Annotated in this window: 21 protein-coding genes; 12 read left to right on the top strand and 9 right to left on the bottom strand. The window is 73.8% G+C overall.

The window, feature by feature from the left end; translation table 11 throughout:
- Nucleotides 1–14: 14 nt before the first annotated feature.
- A complete protein-coding gene (gene pdxR / locus O2W53_RS15235; RefSeq protein WP_269163905.1) occupies nt 15–1,442 on the top strand; it encodes a MocR-like pyridoxine biosynthesis transcription factor PdxR in 1,428 nt (475 codons plus the stop codon).
- Here the strand turns inward: pdxR and O2W53_RS15230 are convergent.
- From O2W53_RS15230 to O2W53_RS15215, 4 genes are read right to left on the bottom strand one after another with little or no spacing between them, the layout of a single operon-like run.
- Nucleotides 1,418–2,071 (bottom strand): SRPBCC family protein, encoded by a 654-nt coding sequence (locus tag O2W53_RS15230; RefSeq protein WP_269163904.1) that lies wholly within the window; start codon nt 2,069–2,071, stop codon nt 1,418–1,420. The genes pdxR and O2W53_RS15230 overlap by 25 nt on opposite strands.
- Nucleotides 2,068–4,485, bottom strand: coding sequence for an aerobic carbon-monoxide dehydrogenase large subunit (gene cutA / locus O2W53_RS15225; protein WP_269163903.1), 2,418 nt, complete (start codon nt 4,483–4,485; stop codon nt 2,068–2,070). The genes O2W53_RS15230 and cutA overlap by 4 nt, the downstream gene beginning before the upstream one ends.
- The gene (locus O2W53_RS15220; protein WP_269163902.1) at nt 4,482–5,045 is read right to left on the bottom strand and encodes a (2Fe-2S)-binding protein; all 564 of its coding nucleotides are present in this window, start codon (nt 5,043–5,045) and stop codon (nt 4,482–4,484) included. Before O2W53_RS15220 ends, cutA begins: the two co-directional genes overlap by 4 nt.
- Entirely contained in the window at nt 5,042–5,917 is an 876-nt protein-coding gene (locus O2W53_RS15215; RefSeq protein ID WP_269163901.1) for an FAD binding domain-containing protein, read from the bottom strand. The genes O2W53_RS15220 and O2W53_RS15215 overlap by 4 nt, the downstream gene beginning before the upstream one ends.
- 225 nt (nt 5,918–6,142) lie before the next feature.
- Between O2W53_RS15215 and O2W53_RS15210 the strand changes: the two genes are divergently transcribed.
- The 6 genes from O2W53_RS15210 (at nt 6,143) to O2W53_RS15185 (ending at nt 11,299) form a co-directional block, all read left to right on the top strand.
- Nucleotides 6,143–6,550, top strand: coding sequence for a DUF4345 domain-containing protein (locus O2W53_RS15210; RefSeq protein WP_269163900.1), 408 nt, complete (start codon nt 6,143–6,145; stop codon nt 6,548–6,550).
- 11 nt (nt 6,551–6,561) lie between these two features.
- Nucleotides 6,562–8,028: an FdrA family protein gene (locus tag O2W53_RS15205; protein WP_269163899.1), complete on the top strand. Its 1,467-nt coding sequence runs from the start codon at nt 6,562–6,564 to the stop codon at nt 8,026–8,028.
- On the top strand, nt 8,025–9,437 hold the full coding sequence (locus O2W53_RS15200) for a DUF1116 domain-containing protein (protein WP_269163898.1): 1,413 nt from the start codon (nt 8,025–8,027) through the stop codon (nt 9,435–9,437). The genes O2W53_RS15205 and O2W53_RS15200 overlap by 4 nt, the downstream gene beginning before the upstream one ends.
- A gap of 37 nt (nt 9,438–9,474) precedes the next feature.
- The gene (locus O2W53_RS15195) at nt 9,475–10,230 is read left to right on the top strand and encodes a hypothetical protein (protein ID WP_269163897.1); all 756 of its coding nucleotides are present in this window, start codon (nt 9,475–9,477) and stop codon (nt 10,228–10,230) included.
- Between the two features lie 113 nt (nt 10,231–10,343).
- Nucleotides 10,344–10,607, top strand: a complete 264-nt coding sequence (locus O2W53_RS15190; RefSeq protein WP_269163896.1) for a hypothetical protein — start codon at nt 10,344–10,346, stop codon at nt 10,605–10,607.
- A 2-nt stretch (nt 10,608–10,609) separates the two neighbouring features.
- The gene (locus O2W53_RS15185; RefSeq protein ID WP_269163895.1) at nt 10,610–11,299 is read left to right on the top strand and encodes a lysophospholipid acyltransferase family protein; all 690 of its coding nucleotides are present in this window, start codon (nt 10,610–10,612) and stop codon (nt 11,297–11,299) included.
- A 17-nt stretch (nt 11,300–11,316) separates the two neighbouring features.
- Here the strand turns inward: O2W53_RS15185 and O2W53_RS15180 are convergent, their stop codons facing one another.
- Nucleotides 11,317–12,408, bottom strand: coding sequence for a PP2C family protein-serine/threonine phosphatase (locus tag O2W53_RS15180; RefSeq protein ID WP_269163894.1), 1,092 nt, complete (start codon nt 12,406–12,408; stop codon nt 11,317–11,319).
- 176 nt (nt 12,409–12,584) lie between these two features.
- Here O2W53_RS15180 and O2W53_RS15175 point away from each other — a divergent pair, with 176 nt between their 5' ends.
- From O2W53_RS15175 to O2W53_RS15165, 3 genes are all read left to right on the top strand, one after another.
- Nucleotides 12,585–13,007 carry an organic hydroperoxide resistance protein gene (locus O2W53_RS15175; RefSeq protein ID WP_269163893.1) on the top strand — a complete coding sequence of 141 codons (423 nt, stop codon included), beginning with the start codon at nt 12,585–12,587 and terminating at the stop codon, nt 13,005–13,007.
- A gap of 142 nt (nt 13,008–13,149) precedes the next feature.
- Nucleotides 13,150–13,509: a hypothetical protein gene (locus tag O2W53_RS15170; RefSeq protein ID WP_269163892.1), complete on the top strand. Its 360-nt coding sequence runs from the start codon at nt 13,150–13,152 to the stop codon at nt 13,507–13,509.
- Between the two features lie 182 nt (nt 13,510–13,691).
- Nucleotides 13,692–14,354, top strand: a complete 663-nt coding sequence (locus O2W53_RS15165) for a hypothetical protein (RefSeq protein ID WP_269163891.1) — start codon at nt 13,692–13,694, stop codon at nt 14,352–14,354.
- 55 nt (nt 14,355–14,409) lie between these two features.
- Here O2W53_RS15165 and O2W53_RS15160 read toward each other — a convergent pair whose 3' ends face one another.
- The 4 genes from O2W53_RS15160 to O2W53_RS15145 form a co-directional block, all read right to left on the bottom strand.
- The gene (locus O2W53_RS15160) at nt 14,410–15,513 is read right to left on the bottom strand and encodes a ring-opening amidohydrolase (protein WP_269163890.1); all 1,104 of its coding nucleotides are present in this window, start codon (nt 15,511–15,513) and stop codon (nt 14,410–14,412) included.
- 2 nt (nt 15,514–15,515) lie between these two features.
- Entirely contained in the window at nt 15,516–16,493 is a 978-nt protein-coding gene (locus O2W53_RS15155; RefSeq protein ID WP_269163889.1) for a carbamate kinase, read from the bottom strand.
- A gap of 51 nt (nt 16,494–16,544) precedes the next feature.
- Entirely contained in the window at nt 16,545–16,793 is a 249-nt protein-coding gene (locus O2W53_RS15150) for a hypothetical protein (RefSeq protein ID WP_269163888.1), read from the bottom strand.
- A 69-nt stretch (nt 16,794–16,862) separates the two neighbouring features.
- Nucleotides 16,863–17,690 carry a PHP domain-containing protein gene (locus tag O2W53_RS15145; protein ID WP_269163887.1) on the bottom strand — a complete coding sequence of 276 codons (828 nt, stop codon included), beginning with the start codon at nt 17,688–17,690 and terminating at the stop codon, nt 16,863–16,865.
- Between the two features lie 80 nt (nt 17,691–17,770).
- Between O2W53_RS15145 and O2W53_RS15140 the strand changes: the two genes are divergently transcribed.
- A complete protein-coding gene (locus O2W53_RS15140) occupies nt 17,771–20,011 on the top strand; it encodes a RecQ family ATP-dependent DNA helicase (RefSeq protein WP_269163886.1) in 2,241 nt (746 codons plus the stop codon).
- A 55-nt stretch (nt 20,012–20,066) separates the two neighbouring features.
- A complete protein-coding gene (locus O2W53_RS15135) occupies nt 20,067–20,696 on the top strand; it encodes an alpha-ketoglutarate-dependent dioxygenase AlkB (protein WP_269163885.1) in 630 nt (209 codons plus the stop codon).
- The last annotated feature ends 312 nt before the right edge of the window (nt 20,697–21,008 follow it).

Here is a 21,008-nt window from a genome sequence, read left to right as displayed (position 1 = left end):
TCGGGAGTGGACCAATGCGCGGCGCCGACTTCCTCCAGCTCGACCCGGCGGTCGCGCCGGCGCGCGGGCTGACCGACTGGCTGACCGCTGAGGTGCGGGCGGCGGTGCTGGACGGTCGGCTGGCGGCGGGCGACCGGCTGCCGGCCACCCGCGCACTGGCCGGCGACCTGGGCATCGCCCGCGGCGTGGTGGTCGAGGCCTATCAGCGGCTGGTGGACGAGGGGCTGGTCGCGGCCCGGACCGGGTCGGGCACCGTCGTCCTGCCCCGGTCGGTCGCGGCGCCGCCCCGCCCCGCCGTCGACACACCCGCCGGGCCCGTGCGGCTGCCGCTGCCGACGAACCGGCCGGCGGCGGAGGGCGAGATCGACCTGTCGCCGGGGGTGCCCGACCTGGCGGCGTTCCCGCGGGCGGCCTGGCTGCGGGCGGAGCGGGCGGTGCTGCGGGACGCATCGGCGGCGGACCTGGGCTACGGCGACCCGCGGGGGAGTGCCCGGCTGCGCGGCGAGCTGGCCGGCTGGCTCGGCCGGACCCGTGGCCTGCAGGTCGCGCCGGAGCAGGTCCTGGTGGTGTCCGGGGTGGCGCAGGCGCTGGCGCTGCTGGCCCAGACCCTGCGGTCGCGGGGCGCGGAGACGGTCGGTGTGGAGGACCCGGGGTCGCGGGGTGCGCGGGAGGAGTTCGCCCACTGGGGGCTGCGGCCGGTCGGGGTGCCGGTGGACGCCGACGGGCTGGTCGTCGCGGCGATGCCGGCCGTGCCGGCGGTGATGGTGACGCCGGCGCACCAGTTCCCGACCGGGGTGGTGCTGTCGCCGGGGCGGCGGCGGGAGCTGCTGGGCTGGGCCCGGGACGGCGGCGGGCTGGTGATCGAGGACGACTACGACGCCGAGCACCGGTACGACCGGGCGCCGGTCCCGGCGTTGCAGCCGTCGGCGCCCGAGCACGTGGCGCACACCGGGAGCACGTCCAAGACGCTGGCGCCGGGGATGCGGCTGGGCTGGCTGGTCGCGCCGTCGTCCCTGGACGCCGACCTGGTGGCGGCGAAGCACGCGAGCGACCTGGGCAGCCCGGCGCTGCCGCAGCTCGTGCTGGCCGAGCTGCACCGGTCAGGGGAGTACGACCGGCACCTGCGGCTGGTGCGGAGCCGGCAGCGGGCCCGGCGGGACGCGCTGGTGACCGCGCTGGCCCAGCACCTGCCGGGCGCGGTCGTCTCCGGGGTGGCGGCCGGGCTGCACGTGCTGATCACGTTCCCCGGCTCGGACGCCGACGACGTCGAGCTGGCCAGTTCCGTCCGTGACGCTGGGGTCGTCGTGCACCCGCTGTCCTGGCACCGACTGACCCCTGGCGACCCCGGCCTCGTCCTCGGCTACGCCGCCAACGCCCCCGACCGCCTCCGCACCGCGATCGAGCGTCTGGCCGACGCTCAGCCCCGGCGGCCCAGGAGGTAGCCGATCCAGACGCCGAGCAGGGTGAGCAGTCCGCCGCCGGCGGCGCCGACCAGCAGGGGCCGCGCCTCGGCCGGCACCCAGCCGCCCGCAGCGGCCGGGGCGTTGGCGTAGGTGGCCGGAGTGGGAGCGGCGTTGGCGGACGTTCCCGCGGGAACGTCGGCGGCGATCGGGATGACGTCGGCCACCACGTTCGGCTCCACCAGTTCCTTGTCCACCGCGGAGAAGAACTGCCCGGCCATCTTCTTGGCGACGCCGGTGATCATCCGCTGGCCCACACCCGCGACCGCGCCACCGACCACGGCGTCCGCCGAGTACGTCAGCTCCGTGCCGTCACCCGAGGGCGCCAGGTTGATCTGCACCGTCGCCCGCACCGACCCCGGCCCACCCGAGCCGGACGCGTGCATCACGTACGACTTCGGGAACGACAGATCGCTCAGCCGCACCTCACCTGCGTACTTCCCGCGGATCGCGCCCACGCCGGCCGAGACGACGATCGTGTAGCTGTCCTCGCCGACCTGCTGCAGCGACTCGCAGCCCGGGATGGTCCGCGCCAGCACCGCCGGGTCGGTGATCACCGCCCAGACCTGCTCCGGGGCCGCCGAGAGGACCGCACTGCCGTCGAGGTTCACGCCATCGCTCCAGAGTCGTGGGGAGAAGAGTTGGTCACGCGCTCGGCGTCCGAGCGCACCAGGTCGTACAGCTCGGTGGGGGAGATCGGCATCGCCGCGATCCGCCGTCCCACCGCGTCCTCGATCGCCGAGGCGATCGCCGCGGACCCGGGGATGACGCCGGCCTCGCCGGCGCCCTTGATGCCCAGCTCGTTCAGCGGCGACGGCGTCGACTGGTGGTCGATGTCGACGTCGGGCACCTCGGAGGCGTACGGCATCAGGAAGTCCATGAACGAGGCGTTGGTCAGCTGGCCGTCGCGGTCGTAGGCCATCCGCTCGTACAGCGCCCCGCCCACGCCCTGCGCGACGCCGCCGTGCACCTGTCCCTCGACGATCATCGGGTTGATGATCGTGCCGCAGTCGTGCACCACCGCGTACTGCTCGATCTGGATCTCCCACGTCGCCGGGTCGATCTCCACGACCACGGCGTGCGCGCCGGAGGCGAAGGTCGAGCGCAGCGGGGAGTAGTAGTCGGTGTGCTCCAGCCCCGGCGCGTCCCCGACCGCGACCGGCGGCTTGGAGTCGTCGCCCGGCCCGGAGAACTGGGTCGCCTGCCGCGCCGCCTCGTCGAAGGCGTACCGCAGCGGGTTGGACAGGACGGCGACCGTGCGCAGCGGGATGGAAGCGCCCGGCGTCCCCTTGACCTGGACCAGGCCCTCGTCGATCTCCAGGTCGGCCGGGTCGGCTTCCAGCACCTCGGCGGCGATCCGCAGCGCCTTCTCCTTCACCCCGCGCGCCGCGAGCGCGACGGCGTTGCCGCTGACCACCGCGGCCCGGGAGGCGAACGTCCCGACCGCGTACCCGAACCGCCGGGTGTCGCCGGTGGTGACCTCGACGTCCTCCATCGGGACACCGAGCTCCGCCGCCGCCAGCTGGGCGAACACCGTCTCGTGTCCCTGGCCCTGCGAGGTCAGCCCGGTGGAGACCAGCACCTTGCCGCTGCCCAGCACCTGCACGTGCGCGCCCTCGTACGGCCCGGGCCCGGTGCCCTCGACGTAGGGCGCCATCCCGATGCCCAGCAGCTTCCCGCGCGCCTCGGCCGCGGCCCGCCGCTCGGCGAACCCGTCCCAGTCGACCAGCACCTTCAGCTTGGCCATCATCGCCGGGTAGTCACCGGAGTCGTAGATCAGCGGGCGGCCGTCCTGGAACGTCAGGCCCCAGTCATAGGGGAACTGGTCGGGCTGGATCAGGTTCCGCTCCCGCACCAGCGCGCGGTCGATCCCGAGCGCCTGGGCGATCCGGTCCATCGTGCGTTCCATCGCGAACGTGCCCTGCGGCCGGCCGGCCCCGCGGTAGGGCGTGACGATCACGGTGTTCGTGTAGACGCTGTTCACCCGGGCCCGGTAGACCGGGATGTCGTACGGGCCACAGAGCTGGGTGGCCGTGTTGATCGGCACGATGATCCCGTAGGGCGTGTACGCGCCGTTGTCGTGCCAGACCAGGACGTCGAGGGCCGTGATCCGCCCGTCGTCGTCGTACCCGACGCTGATCTCCTGCCGCTGCTGACGCTCGTGCGCGCTGGAGATGAAGTGCTCGCGCCGGTCCTCGGTCCACTTCACCTCGTGGCCCAGCAGCCGGGCGGCCATCGGCACGAGCAGCTCCTCCGGCCACGGGTGCACGATCTTCACGCCGAACCCGCCGCCCACGTCGGGCGCGATGACCTCGACCTTCTCCATCGACAGCTCGAGCTTGGCCGCGATCGCCGCGCGCACCGAGGTGGAGGCTTGGGTGGAGGAGTAGACCCGCAGCGAGGAGTCGGCGTCGTCCCAGCGGGCGTGCACGCCCTTGCCCTCCATCGGCATGGAGGCGCTGCGCTCGAAGTACTGGGTGAAGGAGAGCGTGTGCGCGCTGGCGGCCAGCGCCGCCTCCACGTCGCCGGTCTCCTGGTGGTGCCGGGCGGCGACGTTGTCCGGGACGTCGTCGTGCACGGTGTGCTCGGCGGCCTCGGCCGCGTCGACGCCCACCACGACCGGCAGCTCCTCGTAGCTGATCTCGATCAGCGCGGCGGCGTCCTCGGCGATGTACCGGTCGGTGGCCACCACCATCACGATCGGCTCGCCCACGTGCTGGGCGACGTCCTTCACCAGCGGGTAGCCGGTGCGCGGGGCGGTGAGCTGGGGGTGCGGGATGAGCACCGGCAGCGGCTCGGCCATCGGGCCGGTGAGGTCCTCGTAGGTGTAGATCGCCAGCAGGCCCTCGACGTCCATCGCCGCGCTGACGTCGATGTCGAGCACCCGGGCGTGCGCGTACGGGCTGCGGACGAACGCCGCCTCGTAGGCGCCGGAGCCGATGTCGTCGAGGTAGCGGCCCTGGCCGATGATCAGCCGGGCGTCCTCGCGCCGGCGCACCGGCTCCCCGAAGAACTTGGTCGTCACCGCCCCGCCTCCTCATCCCCGACAGAAATGGCCATTTCTGTCGGGGTGGTCGCCTCGCGCATGGTCGCTGCTGCGTGCCGGCAGGCCTTCTTGATGTTGGCGTAGCCGGTGCAGCGGCACAGGTTGCCGCCGACCAGCTCGTCGACCTCCTCCTCGGTGATCTCCACCGACGGGTCGCGGGCGTCCAGGCCGGCGGCGATCGTGGTCAGGAAGCCCGGCGTGCAGAACCCGCACTGCAGCGCGTGGCACTCCCGGAACGCCTCCTGGATCGGGTGCAGCACCTGCCCGCCCTGGTGGTCCGAGCGCGACAGGCCCTCGACCGTGGTCACCTCGCGGCCGTCGACCTGCACCGCGAGCACCAGGCAGGAGCGGGTCGGCTGCCCGTCGACCAGCACCGTGCACGAACCGCAGACGCCGTGCTCGCAGCCCACGTGCGTGCCGGTCAGCCCGAACTCGTGCCGCAGCGCGTCGGACAGGAGCCAGCGCACCGGCACGGTCGCTTCACGTGGAACACCGTTGACGACCACGGAGATCGCCCGCTCGGTCCTGACCTCGGTCACGCGGTCCTCCTGGCTGCTTCGGCGCCGGCGTCGGCCAGCGTGCGGGCGGTGAGGGTCGCGACCAGCAGTCGCCGGTAGTCGGCGCTGGCGTGCAGGTCGCCGTCCGGGTCGACCAGGCCGCGGGCCAGCTCGCCGGCCGCCGCCCAGTCCGCGGAGTCGACCGGCTGGCCGACGACGGCGTCGGTCAGGTCGTGCACCTCGGGCACCAGCCCGACGGAGAGGTAGGCCGCCCGGGCGGAGCTGACCCGCCGGTCGGCGTCCAGCGTGACGACGACGCCCGCCCCGCAGACGGCGTAGTCGCCCTTGCGCCGGGCGATCTCGGCGAACGCGGTGCCCGCCCGCTCCGGCAGTGCCGGGAAGAAGGCGTCCAGGACGACCGCCGGCCCGTGCACCGAGGTCTCCAGCGGCCCGAGGAAGAAGTCGCCCCAGCCGATCGTCTCGCGCCCCTCGGGCGTCGCGACCGTGACGGAGCCGTCCGTCAGCGCCAGCACCGCGGTCATCTCGCCCGAGGGGTCGGCGTGCGCGATGGAGCCGACCGTCGTCCCCCGGTTGCGGATGGCCGGGTGGGCGACGTTCGCCGTGGCCCGGCCGAGCAGCGGCTGGACGCCGGCCGCCTCGGAGGAGGCGAGCAGCTGGGCGTGCCGGACCAGCGCCCCCACTCGCACCCCATCGGGGCCGGCGGAGATCTGGTCCAGGCCGGGCACCCGGTTGATGTCGACCAGGGTGGTGGGCGCGGCCAGTCGCATCGACAGCAGCGGCAGCAGTGACTGCCCGCCGGCGAGCACCTTCGCGCCCTCGCCCTCGCTGGTCAGGACGTCGAGCGCCTCGTCGACCGAGGTCGGGTCGGCATAGCCGAACGGAGCGGGCTTCACCGGGTGCGGGTCACCTCCGGGTGCGGGCCTACGGGGCGGGGAAGGCGCAACTGTGTCACCGGATCCTGGGAGGCGGAAGTACCTCAGTGCTAAATCTTCGTGACGGCGTCCAGGAGCACGGCAGGCGCGCTGCCGGCTCCCGAGCTGCGAGGATCGGGGCATGTCCCCGTGCCACGACGTCCCGGCTGCATGACGCCCGCGGCGGCGGCCCGCACGATCCGTGTCGTGCTGGTGGCCATGGGCGCGGTCGCGTCGGCAACAGGCACGTCGGTGGTCGCACGGGGTCCCGCCGCCATCCCGGGTGGCGCGCCGACGACGGCCAGCGTCGACAGCGTGCTGCGCTTCTACGCGGTCTGGTGGGCGGCGCAGGGGCCGCGCGCCTGGCGACTGGCCCGTGATCCGGCGCTCGATGCGGATGAGCTGCGTTCGGTCTGCGCCACCACGGTCATCGGAGGAGTGGCGCGGCTGGTCGCGGTGCAGGCGAGCGGGCGGCCTCACCCGTTGTTCTCGGCGTTGACGGCCCTGGAGCTCACGCTGCCCCCGGTGCTCCTCGCCCTGCGGCGCCGACTCCCGGGGCTCTCCGGCCGCAGAACCGGAAACGGTCTCTCACCGCTAAGAGGGTTTCTCCGGTAGCGTCCCGCCAGGTGAGCGACAGTCCAGTCCGGCACGTCTCCCTGCGCAGCGGCGTCTACGCCGACTCCGTCCGGCTCATGCAGGTCAGTCGCGAGATCGGTGACCGCCCCGGCGTGCACACCGTCGTCGTCGCGATGGCCACGCCGCTGAACCTCGAGCTCGCCGCCGGCATGGGCCTGGCGCCCGACGGCGAGGCGAAGCCCGACCAGCTGCTCATCGCGCTGACCGCCACGGACGACGCCGAGCTGGCCGCCGCGGTCGCCGCCGTCGACGCCGCGCTCACCGCCCGCGCCGACCGGGGCGAGGCGCAGACCATCCCGCCCCGCACGATCGGCGCCGGCCTGGACGGCGCCCCCGACCCGACGCTGGCGATCATCAGCGTGCCCGGGCAGTACGCGGTCGCCGAGGCCGCCGACGCCATCGCGGCCGGCCGGTCGGTGCTGATCTTCAGCGACGGCGTGCCGGTCGAGCACGAGGTCGCGCTCAAGCGGGCCGCGCACGACGCCGGGGTGCTGGTCATGGGCCCCGACTGCGGGACGGCGATCGTCTCCGGGGTCGCCCTCGGTTTCGCCAACGTCGTCCGCCGCGGTCCGGTCGGCCTGGTCGCGGCCTCGGGCACCGGCGCCCAGCAGGTCAGCTGCCTGCTCGACGCGGCCGGCGTCGGCGTCTCGCACGTGCTCGGCGTCGGCGGCCGCGACCTCTCCGAGGCCGTCGGCGGGCTGGCCACCCTCGATGCGCTGGCGGCGCTGGACGCCGACCCGGCCACCGAGCGGGTGCTGCTGGTCTCCAAGCCCCCGGCTCCGTCGGTCGCCGCCCGGGTCGCCGAGGTGGCCCGCGGGCTGGACGTCCCGGTCCGCTCCGCTGCGCTCAGCCCCGAGCAGCCCGACCTCACCGCCGCGGTCGAGGCGCTGCTCGGTGACCTGGGCGTCGCCGTCCCCGAGTGGCCCTCCCGGCCCGGGACCGCGGACGCGGTGCCGGACGGCGCCGTCCTCAAGGGCTTCTACTCCGGCGGCACCCTCGCCGACGAGACGATGCTGATCGCCGCCCCGGCCCTGGGCGACATCCGCTCCAACACCCCGCTGCGCCCCGAGCTCGACCTCGGCACCGACCTGGCCGCCCGCGGCCACGTGGTCGTCGACTTCGGCGACGACGCGCTCACCGTGGGCCGCGCGCACCCGATGATCGACCCGACGCTGCGGCTGGAGGCGATCGCCGGCCTCGCCGCCGGCGGGGAGCCCGCCGTCCTGCTGCTCGACGTCGTCCTCGGCCACGGTGCCGACCCCGACCCGGCCGCCACCCTGGTGCCCGCCCTGCGGTCGGCCGGCCTGCCCACCGTGGTGGCGCTGGTCGGCACGGAGGGCGACCCGCAGGGCTGGTCCCGGCAGGCCGACGCCCTCGCCGAGGCCGGCGCTGCGGTCTTCGCCTCCAACGCGGCCGCTGTCCGCTACGCACTCGCGCTGTTGGGAGACCAGGCATGACGGAGCCCCTCGGCGGACTGCTGTCCGCCCCGCCGTCCATCGTCGCCGCCGGCGTCGAGGTGTTCTCCACCGCGCTCCGGCAGCAGGGCGCGAGCGTCACCGACGTCGACTGGCGCCCGCCGGGCTTCGGCAGCGCCGACGACCTCACCCAGCTCGCGCTCGACCCGCGCCGGGCGGCCGCCAACCGGGTCGCCGTCGAGCGGGTGCTGGCCGCCGGCTCGCTGCTGGTCGACGTCCGCCCGGCCCGCGAGGTGCTCGACCTGCCCGACCGGATGCTGCTGCACTCCGGGCCGCCGCTCACCTGGGAGACCGCCTCCGGCCCGATGCGCGGCGCGCTCATCGGCGCTTGCGTCTTCGAGGGCTGGGCGACCGACGTCGCCGACGCCGAGCGCATCCTGGCCGCAGGCGAGATCGCGCTCGACCCCTGCCACCACCACCGCACGGTCGGCCCGATGGCCGGGGTGACCAGCCCGTCGATGTGGATGTGGTGCCTGGAGGACCCGGCCAACGGCGGGCAGGCCTGGTGCAACCTCAACGAGGGCCTGGGCAAGGTGCTGCGGATGGGCGCCTACAACGACGAGGTGCTCACCCGGCTGGCCTGGATGCGCGACGTGCTCGGCCCGGTGCTCCAGCGCGCCGTCCGCAGCCGCCCCGAGCCGCTGGACGTCAAGGCGATCCTCGCCCAGATGCTGCAGATGGGCGACGAGGGGCACAACCGCAACCGCGCGGGCTCGCTGATGGCGCTGCGCGAGCTGTCGCCGTCCATCGTCGGCGTCGACGCACCGGCCCAGGACATCGCCGAGGTGCTGCGCTTCATCGGCGGCAACGAGCACTTCTACCTGAACCTCGGCATGCCGACGGCGAAGCTCGCGATGGACGCCGCCCGCGACGTCGCCGGGTCGTCGATGGTCACCGTGCTGTCCCGCAACGGCACCGAGTTCGGCATCCAGACCGCCGGCACCGGCGACCGCTGGTTCACCGCCCCGGCCAACACCCCGGTGGGGCTCTACCTCGGCGACTACGGCCCCGAGGACGCCAACCCCGACATCGGCGACTCCGCGATCATGGAGGCCTACGGCGTCGGCGGCTTCTCCATGGCCGCGGCGCCGGCGATCGTCCGGTTCGTCGGCGGCACCGTGCCCGACGCCCTGGCGACCACCGAGCGGATGTACCAGATCACCCTGGCCGAGAACCCAGCGATGCAGATCCCGATCATGGGCTTCCGCGGCTCCCCGACCGGCATCGACGTCCTCCAGGTCGCCCGCACCGGCTGGCTGCCGCAGATCAACACCGGCATGGCCGGCCGGGTCGCGGGAACCGGCCAGGTCGGCGCCGGGCTCGTGCAGCCGCCGCAGGCCTGCTTCGAGCAGGCCCTCGCCGCGCTGGCCCAGGAGTCCCGCGCCGCCTGATCCTTGCGGATGTCAACCAGTGGGCTAGCGTGCCCGGGTGGGGAACGCCAGGTGGACGTCAGGTGGCCGGACCGCAACGGACCGGCGGGCGTTCGCGGTCTTCTGGCCCCTCGCCGCAGTGGGTGGTCTGCTGGCCGGGCTCAGCCTGGTGCTGCTGCGGATCACCCCCTGGGACGTGCTGCGCGACCCGTCGTCCCCGCTGGTCCAGCTGCTCGACGTCCGCGCCGAGGGCAGCCTGCACACCTGGTTCAACGGCGCGCTGCTGACCGTGGGTGCGGCCCTGCACGCCGGGGTGGCCGTGCTGGCGCACCGGGCCGGCCGGACCGCCTGGCCGTGGCTGCTGACCGCCGGGTCGCTGGTCCTGCTCTCCGTCGACGACCTGCTCGCCGTGCACGAACGGCTGGAGCCGCTGGGGCGTGCGCTGGGCGCGGGGGAGGGCGGTCTGCACTTCGCCTGGGTGCTGCCCGGACTGGTGCTGGCCGCCGGTCTGGCGGTCGTCACGGTCGTGGCGGCCCGCCGGCTTCCGCCGTCGCCGCGCCGGTGGATGCTGCTGGGCGTCGCGGCCCTGCTCGCGGCCGCCGTCGGCCTGGAGTCCGCCGGCGGGTTGGTGCTGGACTCCGTGGGGGACGGCGCGCTGTACGTGCTGGTCTCCCACGCCGAGGAGCTGATCGAGACGTGCGCCGCGGCGGCCCTGCTGTGTGCCGGGGTCGCCGGCGTCCGGCTGCGGAGCGGTCCGGCCGTCGACGGGCTCCAGGTCGGCTACGTGCCCGGCCCCGAGCAGAGCTGCACCTAGCAGTCCCGCACCGAGCGCTGACGATCCGGTACCCGCCGTTACCCCACGGCGTCCTCGGGTAGGTCGCATCGCACGTGACCGGACCCGGTCACCCGGAGACGGAGGGTGGGGCCATGGCCAGCTGCGAGGTCTGCGGGAACGACTACCGGCTCAGCTTCGAGGTGCACGCCGCGGGGGCGGTGCACACCTTCGACAGCTTCGAGTGCGCGATCCACGCGCTCGCACCGGTGTGCGAGAACTGCGGGGTGAAGGTGGTCGGGCACGGGGTCGAGGCCGACGGCGTCTTCTTCTGCTGTGCGTCCTGCGCCCGGATGCACGGGCAGGACAGCGCCGAGCAGTTGGTCGACCATGCCGGCCGGGCACCGGACGAGCGGTGAGCATGGACGCCTACCCCGTCGTCCTCGCGCTCGTGCGGCCGCTGGTCCTGGGCCTGTTCCGGCCACAGGTCGAGGGGGCGGACAACCTCCCGGCGACCGGGCCGGTGATCCTGGCCGGCAACCACCCCTCGACCCTCGACCAGTTCTTCCCCCCGGTGCTCAGCCACCGCCGGGTGACCTACCTGGCCAAGAGCGAGTACTTCACCCGACCCGGGCTGCTGGGCCGGGCGATGCGGCTGCTGCTCGAGAGCATCGGCATGGTCCCGCTGGACCGCGGCGGGGCCACGGCCGCCGAGGCCGCGCTGCGGCGCGGTCGGGAGGTGCTCGCCGGTGGTGGGGTGCTCGGCATCTACCCCGAGGGCACCCGGTCACCCGACGGCCGGCTGCACCGCGGCAAGACCGGGGTGGCGCGGCTGGCGCTGACCACCGGGGCCCCGGTCGTGCCGATCGCCGTGATCGGCAGCCGCGCCCTGATGCCCCCGGGCGCGCGGCTGCCCCGTCCCGGCCGGGTGGTCGTCCGGATCGGTGAACCGCTGGACTTCTCCGACCACCCGGGGCCGGCCGACGACGGGGCGGCGCTGCGCAGCGTGACCGACGAGGTCATGGCCGAGCTGCAGCGGTTGTCCGGTGCCGAGTACGTCGACCGGTACGCCGCCGACGTCAAGGCCGAGGGGCGCGACCGCGCGGCCTGAACCCCCGGCGCCCGCGCTCAGTCGGGGAGACGGACGGCGAGCAGGGCCACGTCGTCGTCGACCCGCCCACCGAGCTCGCCCAGCAGGCCGTCGCAGAGCCGGTCGAGGGGTTCGCGGCCGGTCCGGGTCAGCTCGTCGACCAGCCAGGCCAACCCGTCGTCGAGCGGTGCGTCGCGTCGCTCGATGAGTCCGTCGGTGTAGAAGAGCAGCGTGTCGCCCGGGCACAGCCGCAGGGTGTGGTCGGTCCGCGGGGCGCCGGGCGCGATGCCGAGCAGGCTCTCCGGGGGGCGATCGAGCAGCGTGACCCCGCCGTCGGCCTGCGCCAGCACCGGCGGTGGATGGCCGGCGTTGGACCACCGGAGCAGCCGCGTGCCGTCGACGGCATCGGGCGACCGCGCGTCGATCCGGGCCACCAGCACCGTGACTAGGGTGTGCAGCTGCAGCGCGGCGAGCACCTCGTCCAGGGCCCGCAGCACCTCCGCCGGGGAGCCCGTCGAACGGTGGGCGATCGCCTGGAGCATCGCCCGGGTCTGGGCCATGCTCGCGGCCACCGGGGCGTCGTGCCCGGCGACGTCCCCGATGACCAGCATGGTGCTCCCGTCGGGGAGGGAGAAGGCGTCGTACCAGTCGCCGCCCACCTGGGTGTGCTGGCTGGCCGGCAGGTAGCGCACGGCCGACTCCAGGCCGGCCACCTGCGGCGGCGGGCCGAGCAGGTTCAGTTGCAGCGCCTCGGCCATCTGGAGCGTCGCCTCGGTGGTGGCCGCCTGGGCGCTCAGCCGGGCCAGCTGGGCCTCGCGTCGCTGCCGGAGCGTGCAGGCGCCCACGGCCAGGACGCCGCCGATCGCCACCGCCAGCAACCGGACGGCCTGGGGGACCAGCGTGCTCGCGGTGTACTGCTCGTCGTAGATGCCCAGCAGCGCTGCCAGGACGAGCGCGAGGACGGCGTAGCCGACCGTCGCCCGCCGGCCCAGCGTCGTCGCCGCGAGCAGCGGGGACATGACGACCAGGCCCAGGATGACCTGCTCCGGCCCACTGAGGACGTCGGTCACCGTGACGACGGCCAGCACCCCGGCGGGCAGCGCCCGTTGCAGGCGTTGCGACCTCGTCACCGCAGCAGCTCCTCGTCCGTCCGGCCTCCCCCGGGCCAGCGCAGTGATCAAGGTAGCCAACCCACTGGTCAGCCTCGTGTACCCCGGGTGTGAGCGAGATCGGCGTCGCGCCGATGCGTGCGGCCGACACGGCGGGTACACGGAGGTGTCGTGACCAACCATCTGGAGGCCCGCTCATGTCCAGCGTCTACACCGCCGTCGCCACCGCCACCGGGGACGGCCGCAACGGCCACACCCGCTCCTCCGACGGTCTGATCGACCTGGACCTGGCCACCCCGAAGGAGATGGGTGGCGAGGGCGGGGCCACCAACCCGGAGCAGCTGTTCGCCGCCGGCTACGCCGCCTGCTTCCTGTCCGCGGTGAAGATGGTGGCCCGCAAGCAGAAGGCCCCGATCAGCGACGCCGGCGTCACCGCCGAGGTCGGCATCGGCCCGAACGACGCCGGTGGCTTCGGTCTCGAGGTCGCGCTGCACGTCGAGCTCGGCGGCGTCGACCAGGCGACCGCGGAGCAGCTGGTCGAGGCCGCCCACCAGGTCTGCCCCTACTCCAACGCCACCCGCGGCAACGTCCCGGTCACCCTGGAGACCACCGTCGCCTGACGGAGGACGACGGCCCACCGATCGGTTCCGCGACCGGGTGGGCGCCGGTGTCACCGCGCCGGTCGCGGAGAGAACGGATCGCACGTGCGCCCAAGCGGGTGTCGCTGCGTCTGACGAGGCTGTGGGCCGTCACACTCGCTCGGTGATCGTCGCCACCCGGGAGGACATCGCCGAACAGCTCTGGCTGCGCGATGAGCAGGAACTCGCCGTGGCGATGCTGGACTGCGACGCCGCCACCCACCGCCGGGTGATGGAGCGATCCACGGCCTGGCGGTGGAGCTCGCTGCGGCACGACACCATCGACGAGCTGCTCGTCGCCGGCGCCGTCGAGGTGCTTGACGGGAAGCGGAACAAGCCGCGGCGCTGGCAGCCGCGCTCCGAGGACACGCTGGCGGCGTTCTGGGACCTCGTCGGCCCGGAGCGAGACCGGCGGACCCCCGACGACCCCGCCGGCCAGGTGCTCGGGCTGTTGGGCGATGAGCTCGGGGGGAATGCTCCTTGATCGGAGGAGGACCCACGGAGTCAGAGCTGACCGAGTGGCCGTACTGGTCTCTCGACCTGCCCGGCCTCACCCAGCGGAACGCCAACCGGCTCCTCGTCTGGGCGCTGGAGCAGCGCCTGTCTGCGGGCGGCTCCGTGCTCGACCCTTTCGTCTGGTGTGTCCGGTACAGCGACGAGGCGACCGTGCGCAGCCTGGTCCGGGCCTGCGAGCTGGCGATGGGCACCGGGCAGCTGGGTGACGAGCACGACGTCACTGCCCTGCTCGAGGACCTCCGAGAGTGGCTGGCCACGGCGACAGCGCAGCTTGATGATGACCTCGGGTGGGACGACGAGGCGAACCCAGCGGAACCTGAGCTCGGTCCTGTGCCACCCGACCCGGCGCACGCGACGATCGACCACTACCTGCGGTCCGCCTATGGTGACCCGGCGCACCCTGACTTTCAGCTCGCGTGGGCCAGGGCAGGTGCGAACGTGCACGAGCCGATCCAGCGGGATCTCGCCGCGATCGCACCGGTTCAGGTGCTCCCGGTGGCGGACTCGGACGACGTCGGCTGCTCCTACCGACTGTCGCTGCCCGATGGTCGTCACCTGGAGGTCCACGTGTCCGCGTCGCTGCCCTACGGCGCGGTGGTGGAGGGAGGTCACGACGAGGTGGTGCGGTACGTCACCGAGACGGACGACAGCAGAGCAGGCCACGCAGTCGCGGTCCTGCTGGCGCATCGGGTCTGGCCCCTGACTGCGGCACATTGCCGGGCGCTCTCGCCCGTGATGGACGAGCGCAGCGGCGCCAGAGGACCGATGACCTACTTCCAGGCCCTCATCGGATGCGACCGCAGGACGCCGTGACCGACATGACTGCGGCGCCGGTCGGGGAGCCCCGACCGGCGCCGCGCGTCGTCCGTCAGGTCTTGACGATGGCGGCGACCGGGCCGCCGCCGGAGGGGCCCTGGTGCACTGCGGCCACCGACACGAACACCGCCGGGTCGCCGGTCACCGACGCGGCGACGCCGCCGACGGTGGCCTTGATCTGCCGGTGCCAGAAGACGTCGGAGTCGTCGAGCATCGCGTTGCGCCGGCCGCGGACGTAACCGGTCGGGTCGGCCTCGCACTTGAGGAAGACGTTGACCAGGTTGCCGTCCAGGTCGGAGGTGTGCGGGCGCTCCGGCAGCTCGAGGCCGGCGTCCCGGATGGCGTTCCAGATGCCGTCCTGGTCGAGGGCGTCGGTCATCACCGAGTGGCCGATCCGGTAGTCGCCGCCGTGCCCGCGGGCGTTGCCGACGACGATGATCTGCGCCCGGTCCAGCTCGACGCCCGAGGAGCAGGAGGCGACCGCGCTGAACAGGTCGAAGTCGCGCATCACCTGCTTCTGCTCCGGCATCTCGATCTCGCCCAGCGCCAGCGCGATGCCCAGCGCCGTCGTCCCGTTGGAGAGGTCCATCGAGCCGTGCGGCTCGTCGTAGTAGGTCTCCTGGCCGCGGGACTTGGCCTCGCGGATCGTCTCGATGGTCAGCAGCGGCGTCTTGGTCTGCACGTAGTGGACGTCGGCCGGGTCGGTGATGCCCGCCTCGGCCATGGCCCGGCGCACACCCTCGGCGACCTTCTCCACCATGGTCAGCCGGCCGATGTCCTCGGGCAGCAGCACCTCGCTCATGGCGAACCCGACGGTGAGCCGCGGCTCGTCGGTCTTCTCCACCGAGTCCTCGGGCAGCGTGGCGAAGATGGTGGCGTGCGGGCTGATCACGCCGTCCGTGCCGCCGGACCACACGATCGGGATCTCGCCGACCTCCTCCTTGCTCCGCGAGCCCTTCTCCATCAGCACCTCGCGGAAGGCACGGTCGGCGATGATCCGGGTGTAGTCGTTGACGCCGCCGTTGCCCTCGGTCTTGCCGATGACGGCGATGACCCGGTCGGCCTCCATGACGCCGTCGTCGATGAGCTTGGCGAGCTCGGAGGCGTCGCTGACGTTGTGCAGCGGGACCTTGCGGACCTCGATCGGTGCGGGCATGGCTACTCCTTCTGTGCGGTGAGGACGGTGCCGACGTCGTCACGGGCGACGGCGTCGGAGATGTGGGTCAGTGCGGTGATGACGGCGCGAGCGCCCTGACGGCCGTCCCCGGAGTCGGTCACGAACCGGAGCGCGGCCTCGACCTTGGGGCCCATGCTGCCGCGGGCGAACTGGCCGGCGTCGGCGTGGGCACGCATCTCGGCGACGGTGACCCGGGTCAGCGGGCGGGCCGACGGGGTGCCGAAGTCGACCATCACGTGCGGGACGTCGGTGGCGATGACCAGCGTGTCCGCACGGAGCTCCCGGGCGAGCAGCGCGGCGGTGAGGTCCTTGTCGATGACGGCCTCGACGCCCAGCAGCGCATCGCCGTCCTGGGCGCCCGGGACCACGGGGACCCCGCCTCCGCCGGCGCAGACGACCACGAACCCGGCGCTGCTGAGCGCCGAGATGGCCGGGACGTCGACCACCGACAGCGGCTCGGGTGAGGGGACCACCCGTCGCCAGCCGCGCTCGCCGCGGTCTTCCCAGTTCTGCCCGAGCTCGATGAAGCGCTGGGCCTCGTCGCGGGGCAGGTGCCGGCCGACCGGCTTGGACGGCGTTGCGAAGCCCGGATCGGCGGGGTCGACGAGGGTGCGGGTGACCAGCGCCGCGGTGCGCTGCGGCGAGCCGAGGGCGGCCAGCGCGGCGTCCAGCTCGTCGGCGAAGGTGAAGCCGATGGTCGCCTGGGTCTGGGCGACGTTCCAGTCCAGCGGGACCGGTGGCACCACGTGCGCGGCCAGCTCGTTCTTGACCAGCAGGTTGCCGACCTGGGGACCGTTGCCGTGGGTGAGGACCACCTCGGCCCCGGTGGCGACGACGGCGGCCACGTGCCGGGCTGCCACGGCGATGGCGTCTCGCTGAGCGCGTGGGGTGGCGGAGCCGTCAGCACCGGTCATCGCGTTGCCGCCCAAGGCGATGACGACACGACGGGGGAGGGCCATTGCGTGACCCTAGCGGTGAACTGCCTTAGCGGTGAAGTACCTCCGCGAGAATCAGGCGGCGGCCGCGCTCCCGGGCCGGAGGACGACGGCCGGCCGCTCGGCCGTGCGGAGCACCCGGACGGGGTCGGCGGGCTGTTCCCAGCTCTCGGCCAGCGCGGCGATCGCCGCGAGGGCCTCCTCGTGCAGCCGGGCGATGGCGGCCAGGCCGGCGGTGGTCGCCTCCTGGACGACGGTCTGCGGGCCGAAGGGGACGGCGTCGTCCTCGTCGGTCGGGGCCTCTGAGCCAGCCGGAACGGTCACGACCTCCTCATCGGCAGTCCACGACCGGATCGACACCCACCGTTCTCGGATGGTCGTCCGCGAGCGCGTTCAGCGGCGCCAGAAGTCGAAGCGGTCCCGGCCGGGGCGGAAGCCGGCCTGCTCGACGACGTCGACCGCCAGGTCGAACCGCTGCCCGACCAGGTGTGGCTGGTGGCCGTCGCTGCCGAAGCTGACGGCGTCGCCGCCCTCCTCGCGGTACCAGCGGAGCAGCCCGACCGACCACAGCGGGCTGGTGGTGTTCACCTCGAGGGCCCGGCCGCTGCCGGCCAGCGCCCGGAACACCGCCCGGTACTCCTCCTCGAACACGGCTTCCGGGTACTGCTCCCGGCCGCCGGGCCAGTAGCGCCGGGGGTAGTCGCAGTGGGCCAGCACCTGGAAGACGTCGCTGCTCTCGATCATCGCCACCATCTCGGTGAGGTAGCGGCGCATCGTGGCGATGACGTCGACGCCCGGGGCGTGCAGCAGCCGGTTGACGCCCATCAGCCGACCGTCGACCGGCAGCGAGTGCAGCGAGCCGAGCACCCGGTCGACCGGGGAGGCGCCCAGGTGCGCGGCGACGCTGGCACCGAACAGGTGCGGCTCGCCGGCCTCGACGCCGGACCAGACCCGCAGCGTCGGGAAGCGCTGGCGGGCCTCCCAGATCGTCTCGGCGTAGAGGTCGACGTCGATCGGCAGCTGGTTGGCGGGGTGGCGGTCGGTCAGCCCCTGCGCGGTGGCGCGATCGGCGGCGTCCCAGACGGTGAAGTCCAGGTGCTCGGTGAAGGCGATGGCCGGGAGGCCGATCTCCACGGCACGCTCGCAGGCGCGCAGCAGAGAGGCTCGTGGGCCGGTGTCCCACGAGAACTCGGAGTGCACGTGGTTGTCCGGGGGCAGCATCGAGGCCCATCCAACCGGTCGTCCACAGCCACCGCACGCCCAGGTCCCCGTTGTCGGTGCCGCCGCCTACGGTCGGGGGCATGAGCACCGCTGTCGAGACCGATCTGGCCGATGAGGCGCTCGGCGTCCTGCGCGAGCTCACCGGCCGAGCCGATGCCGTCTTCCGCGAGGGGCAGGACGCCGCCGTCACCGCGCTCGTCGAGCGGCACCAGCGCGCGCTGGTGGTGCAGCGCACCGGCTGGGGGAAGTCCGCGGTCTACTTCGTCTCCACCGCACTGCTGCGCCGCCGCGGTGCCGGCCCCACGCTGCTGGTCAGCCCGTTGCTCGCGCTGATGCGCGACCAGGTGGCCGCGGCCGCCCGCGCGGGCATCAAGGCCGTGGAGATCTCGAGCTCCAACGTGACCGAGTGGGACGACATCAACGCCCGGCTCGCCGCCGACGACGTCGACGTCCTGCTGGTGTCCCCGGAGCGGCTGACCAACCCGCGCTTCCGGGACGAGCAGCTGCCCAGCCTGGTCGAGCGCTGCGGGCTCCTGGTGGTCGACGAGGCGCACTGCGTCTCCGACTGGGGGCACGACTTCCGCCCCGACTACCGCCGCATCCGCGACCTGCTCGGTCAGCTGCCCGCCGGCACCCCGGTGCTCGCGACGACCGCCACGGCCAACGAGCGGGTGGTCGCCGACGTCGCCGAGCAGCTCGGCGCCGGCGGGGTCGAGGTCACCACGGTCCGCGGCCCGCTGGCTCGCGACTCGTTGCGGCTGGGCGTGCTGCGGCTGGACACCGACCGCGCCCGGCTGGCCTGGCTGTCGGCGCACATCGGCGACCTGCCGGGCAGCGGCATCGTCTACACGCTCACCGTCGCCGCGGCCGAGGAGACGGCGGCGCTGCTGCGCGACGCCGGCCACGAGGTGCGCGCCTACACCGGGCGGCTCGACGACGCCGACCGCAAGGACGCCGAGGAGGCGCTGCGGGAGAACCGGGTGAAGGCCCTGGTCGCCACGTCGGCGCTCGGGATGGGCTTCGACAAGCCCGACCTGGGCTTCGTCGTCCACCTGGGCGCACCGTCGTCCCCGGTGAGCTACTACCAGCAGGTGGGCCGTGCCGGCCGCGCCGTGGCCAACGCCGACGTGCTGCTGCTCCCCGGCCCCGAGGACATCGCGATCTGGCAGTGGTTCGCCACGTCCTCCATGCCCCGGGAGGACCACGCCGCCGCCGTCCTCACCGCGATGGCCGACGGCAAGGCGTGGTCCGTGGCCCGCCTGGAGACGGTGGCCGACGTGCGCCGCTCCCGGCTCGAGCTGCTGCTCAAGGTGCTCGCCGTCGACGGCGCGGTGGAGCGGGTGCAGGGCGGCTGGCGTTCCACCGGCGTCCCGTGGGTCTACGACGCCGAGCGGTACTCCCGGGTCACCGCTACCCGGGAGGCCGAGCAGCGGTCGATGCTCAGCTACGCCCGGCCCGTGGACACCGCCGAGTGCCGGATGGCCTTCCTCCAGACGGCCCTCGACGACCCGACCGCCGCCCCCTGCGGGCGGTGTGACGTCTGCGCCGGCCCCTGGTACCCCACCGACGTGCCGGCCGGGGCGGCCGAGGCGGCCTCCGCGCGGCTGGACCGTCCTGGCGTGGAGCTCGCGCCGCGGGCGCAGTGGCCCACCGGCGCCGACCGGCTGGGCGTCGAGGTGAAGGGCAAGATCGCGGCGGGCGAGCAGATCGCCACCGGTCGAGCCGTGGCCCGGCTGACCGACCTGGGCTGGGGTCAGCGCCTGCGCACCCTCCTGGGGGACGACGGCGTCGGTGGCGTGGCCAGCCTGGCGGAGGACCTCGAGGCGCCCTCGATCGAGGAGGACCCGGACGCCGCCAACGACGTGAGCCACCGGGTGATGCGGCCGGGCCTGCCCAACGACGCACCGCCGGACGAGGAGCTGCTCAAGGCCTGCGCGCGGGTGCTGGGCTCCTGGGACTGGTCGCAGCGCCCAGCCGGCGTGGTGGCGATGCCGTCCCGGCGGCGGCCCGCGCTGGTGACGGGCGTGGCGCAGGGGCTGGCGCAGCTCGGGCGGCTGCCCTACCTGGGGGCTCTCGACCTGGCGCACGGCGGCCCCACCGGCGGGCCGGGCGGCAACAGCGCCTTCCGGCTGGCGGGCGTCTGGCAGCGCATCGTGGTCGGGCCGGAGCTCCGCGACCGGCTGGCCGAGCTCGGTGACGCCCCGGTGCTCCTCGTCGACGACCTGGCCGACTCGCGCTGGACCATGACCGTCGCCGGCCGGGAGCTGCGGCTGGCGGGAGCCGGTGCGGTGCTGCCGTTCGTGCTGGCACTCAGCGCCTGACGGGTTGTCCACAGGTTTTCGAACACCTGTGCGAAACCGGGGGTAACCTCCCTCCATGTCGCTCGCGCACCAGCCGTCGATCTGGGACGTGGCCGAGGAGGCTGCGCTCAGCCCGCTCGCGGGGCGGGTCTCCCGGCACCTGCTGACCCGTGGCGCCTGGGTCGACCACCTGCCCGGCTGGGTCGAGGGATCCGACAGCGTGCTCGACGTCCTGCTGGGCGACATCGGCTGGCGGGAGGACCGCCGGCAGATGTACGACCGCGAGGTCGCCGTCCCCCGGTTGCTGCGTTGGTACGGGGGCGGCGAGGTGCTCCCGCACCCCGTGCTCACCGACGCCCGCACTGCCCTCGACGACCACTACCGGCCAGAGCTGGGCGAGCCGTTCGTGACGGCCGGCATGTGCCTGTACCGCGACGGCCGGGACAGCGTCGCCTGGCACGGCGACCGCATCGGGCGCAGCCGCACCGAGGACACGATGGTCGCCATCGTCTCGTTCGGCTCCCCCCGGCCCCTCCTGCTCCGGCCGATGGGTGGCGGCGAGAGCCGGCGCTTCACCCTCGGGCACGGCGACCTGGTGGTGATGGGCGGCTCGTGCCAGCGCACCTGGGAGCACTGCATCCCGAAGACGACCAAGCCCGTCGGCCCACGCGTGAGCGTCCAGTTCCGCCCCCGCGGGGTGGCCTGAGCCGCGTTCTCCCTGCTCAGCAGCGCATCCGGACCGTTCGAAGACCCCTCCGGGGACCCCCCTGCAGAGCCCCTCTGAAGGCGTGTATCGTTCTCCATGCACCAAGCGAGAACGGACCGGGCCGCAGGGCCTGGGAAACCGCCGGAAGAACCCCCGAGGTTCACCCGCTGCGGAACTTGGTGTAAAGTGGAAATCACCGCCACGGAGAACGGCCAAGAAATTGGTCGGGGAACGTGCGCGTCCGCTCCTTGAGAACTCAACAGCGTGCCGAAAGTCAGTGCCATATATCAATACCCCCATTCGGCGTCCTTC

The organism is Modestobacter sp. VKM Ac-2978 (assembly GCF_026968025.1).
Classification (GTDB): domain Bacteria; phylum Actinomycetota; class Actinomycetes; order Mycobacteriales; family Geodermatophilaceae; genus Modestobacter.
This window is presented reverse-complemented; position numbering and strand designations above follow the sequence as displayed.

What these genes read in the sequence shown, in the direction of transcription:
- pdxR (WP_269163905.1), top strand. Translation starts at nt 15, where the DNA reads ATGCGCGGCGCCGACTTCCTCCAGCTCGACCCGGCGGTCGCGCCGGCG.
- O2W53_RS15200 (WP_269163898.1), top strand. Translation starts at nt 8,025, where the DNA reads ATGACGGAGCCCCTCGGCGGACTGCTGTCCGCCCCGCCGTCCATCGTC.
- O2W53_RS15190 (WP_269163896.1), top strand. Translation starts at nt 10,344, where the DNA reads ATGGCCAGCTGCGAGGTCTGCGGGAACGACTACCGGCTCAGCTTCGAG.
- O2W53_RS15185 (WP_269163895.1), top strand. Translation starts at nt 10,610, where the DNA reads ATGGACGCCTACCCCGTCGTCCTCGCGCTCGTGCGGCCGCTGGTCCTG.
- O2W53_RS15175 (WP_269163893.1), top strand. Translation starts at nt 12,585, where the DNA reads ATGTCCAGCGTCTACACCGCCGTCGCCACCGCCACCGGGGACGGCCGC.
- O2W53_RS15160 (WP_269163890.1), bottom strand. Translation starts at nt 15,513, where the DNA reads ATGCCCGCACCGATCGAGGTCCGCAAGGTCCCGCTGCACAACGTCAGC.
- O2W53_RS15155 (WP_269163889.1), bottom strand. Translation starts at nt 16,493, where the DNA reads ATGGCCCTCCCCCGTCGTGTCGTCATCGCCTTGGGCGGCAACGCGATG.
- O2W53_RS15145 (WP_269163887.1), bottom strand. Translation starts at nt 17,690, where the DNA reads ATGCTGCCCCCGGACAACCACGTGCACTCCGAGTTCTCGTGGGACACC.
- O2W53_RS15140 (WP_269163886.1), top strand. Translation starts at nt 17,771, where the DNA reads ATGAGCACCGCTGTCGAGACCGATCTGGCCGATGAGGCGCTCGGCGTC.
- O2W53_RS15135 (WP_269163885.1), top strand. Translation starts at nt 20,067, where the DNA reads ATGTCGCTCGCGCACCAGCCGTCGATCTGGGACGTGGCCGAGGAGGCT.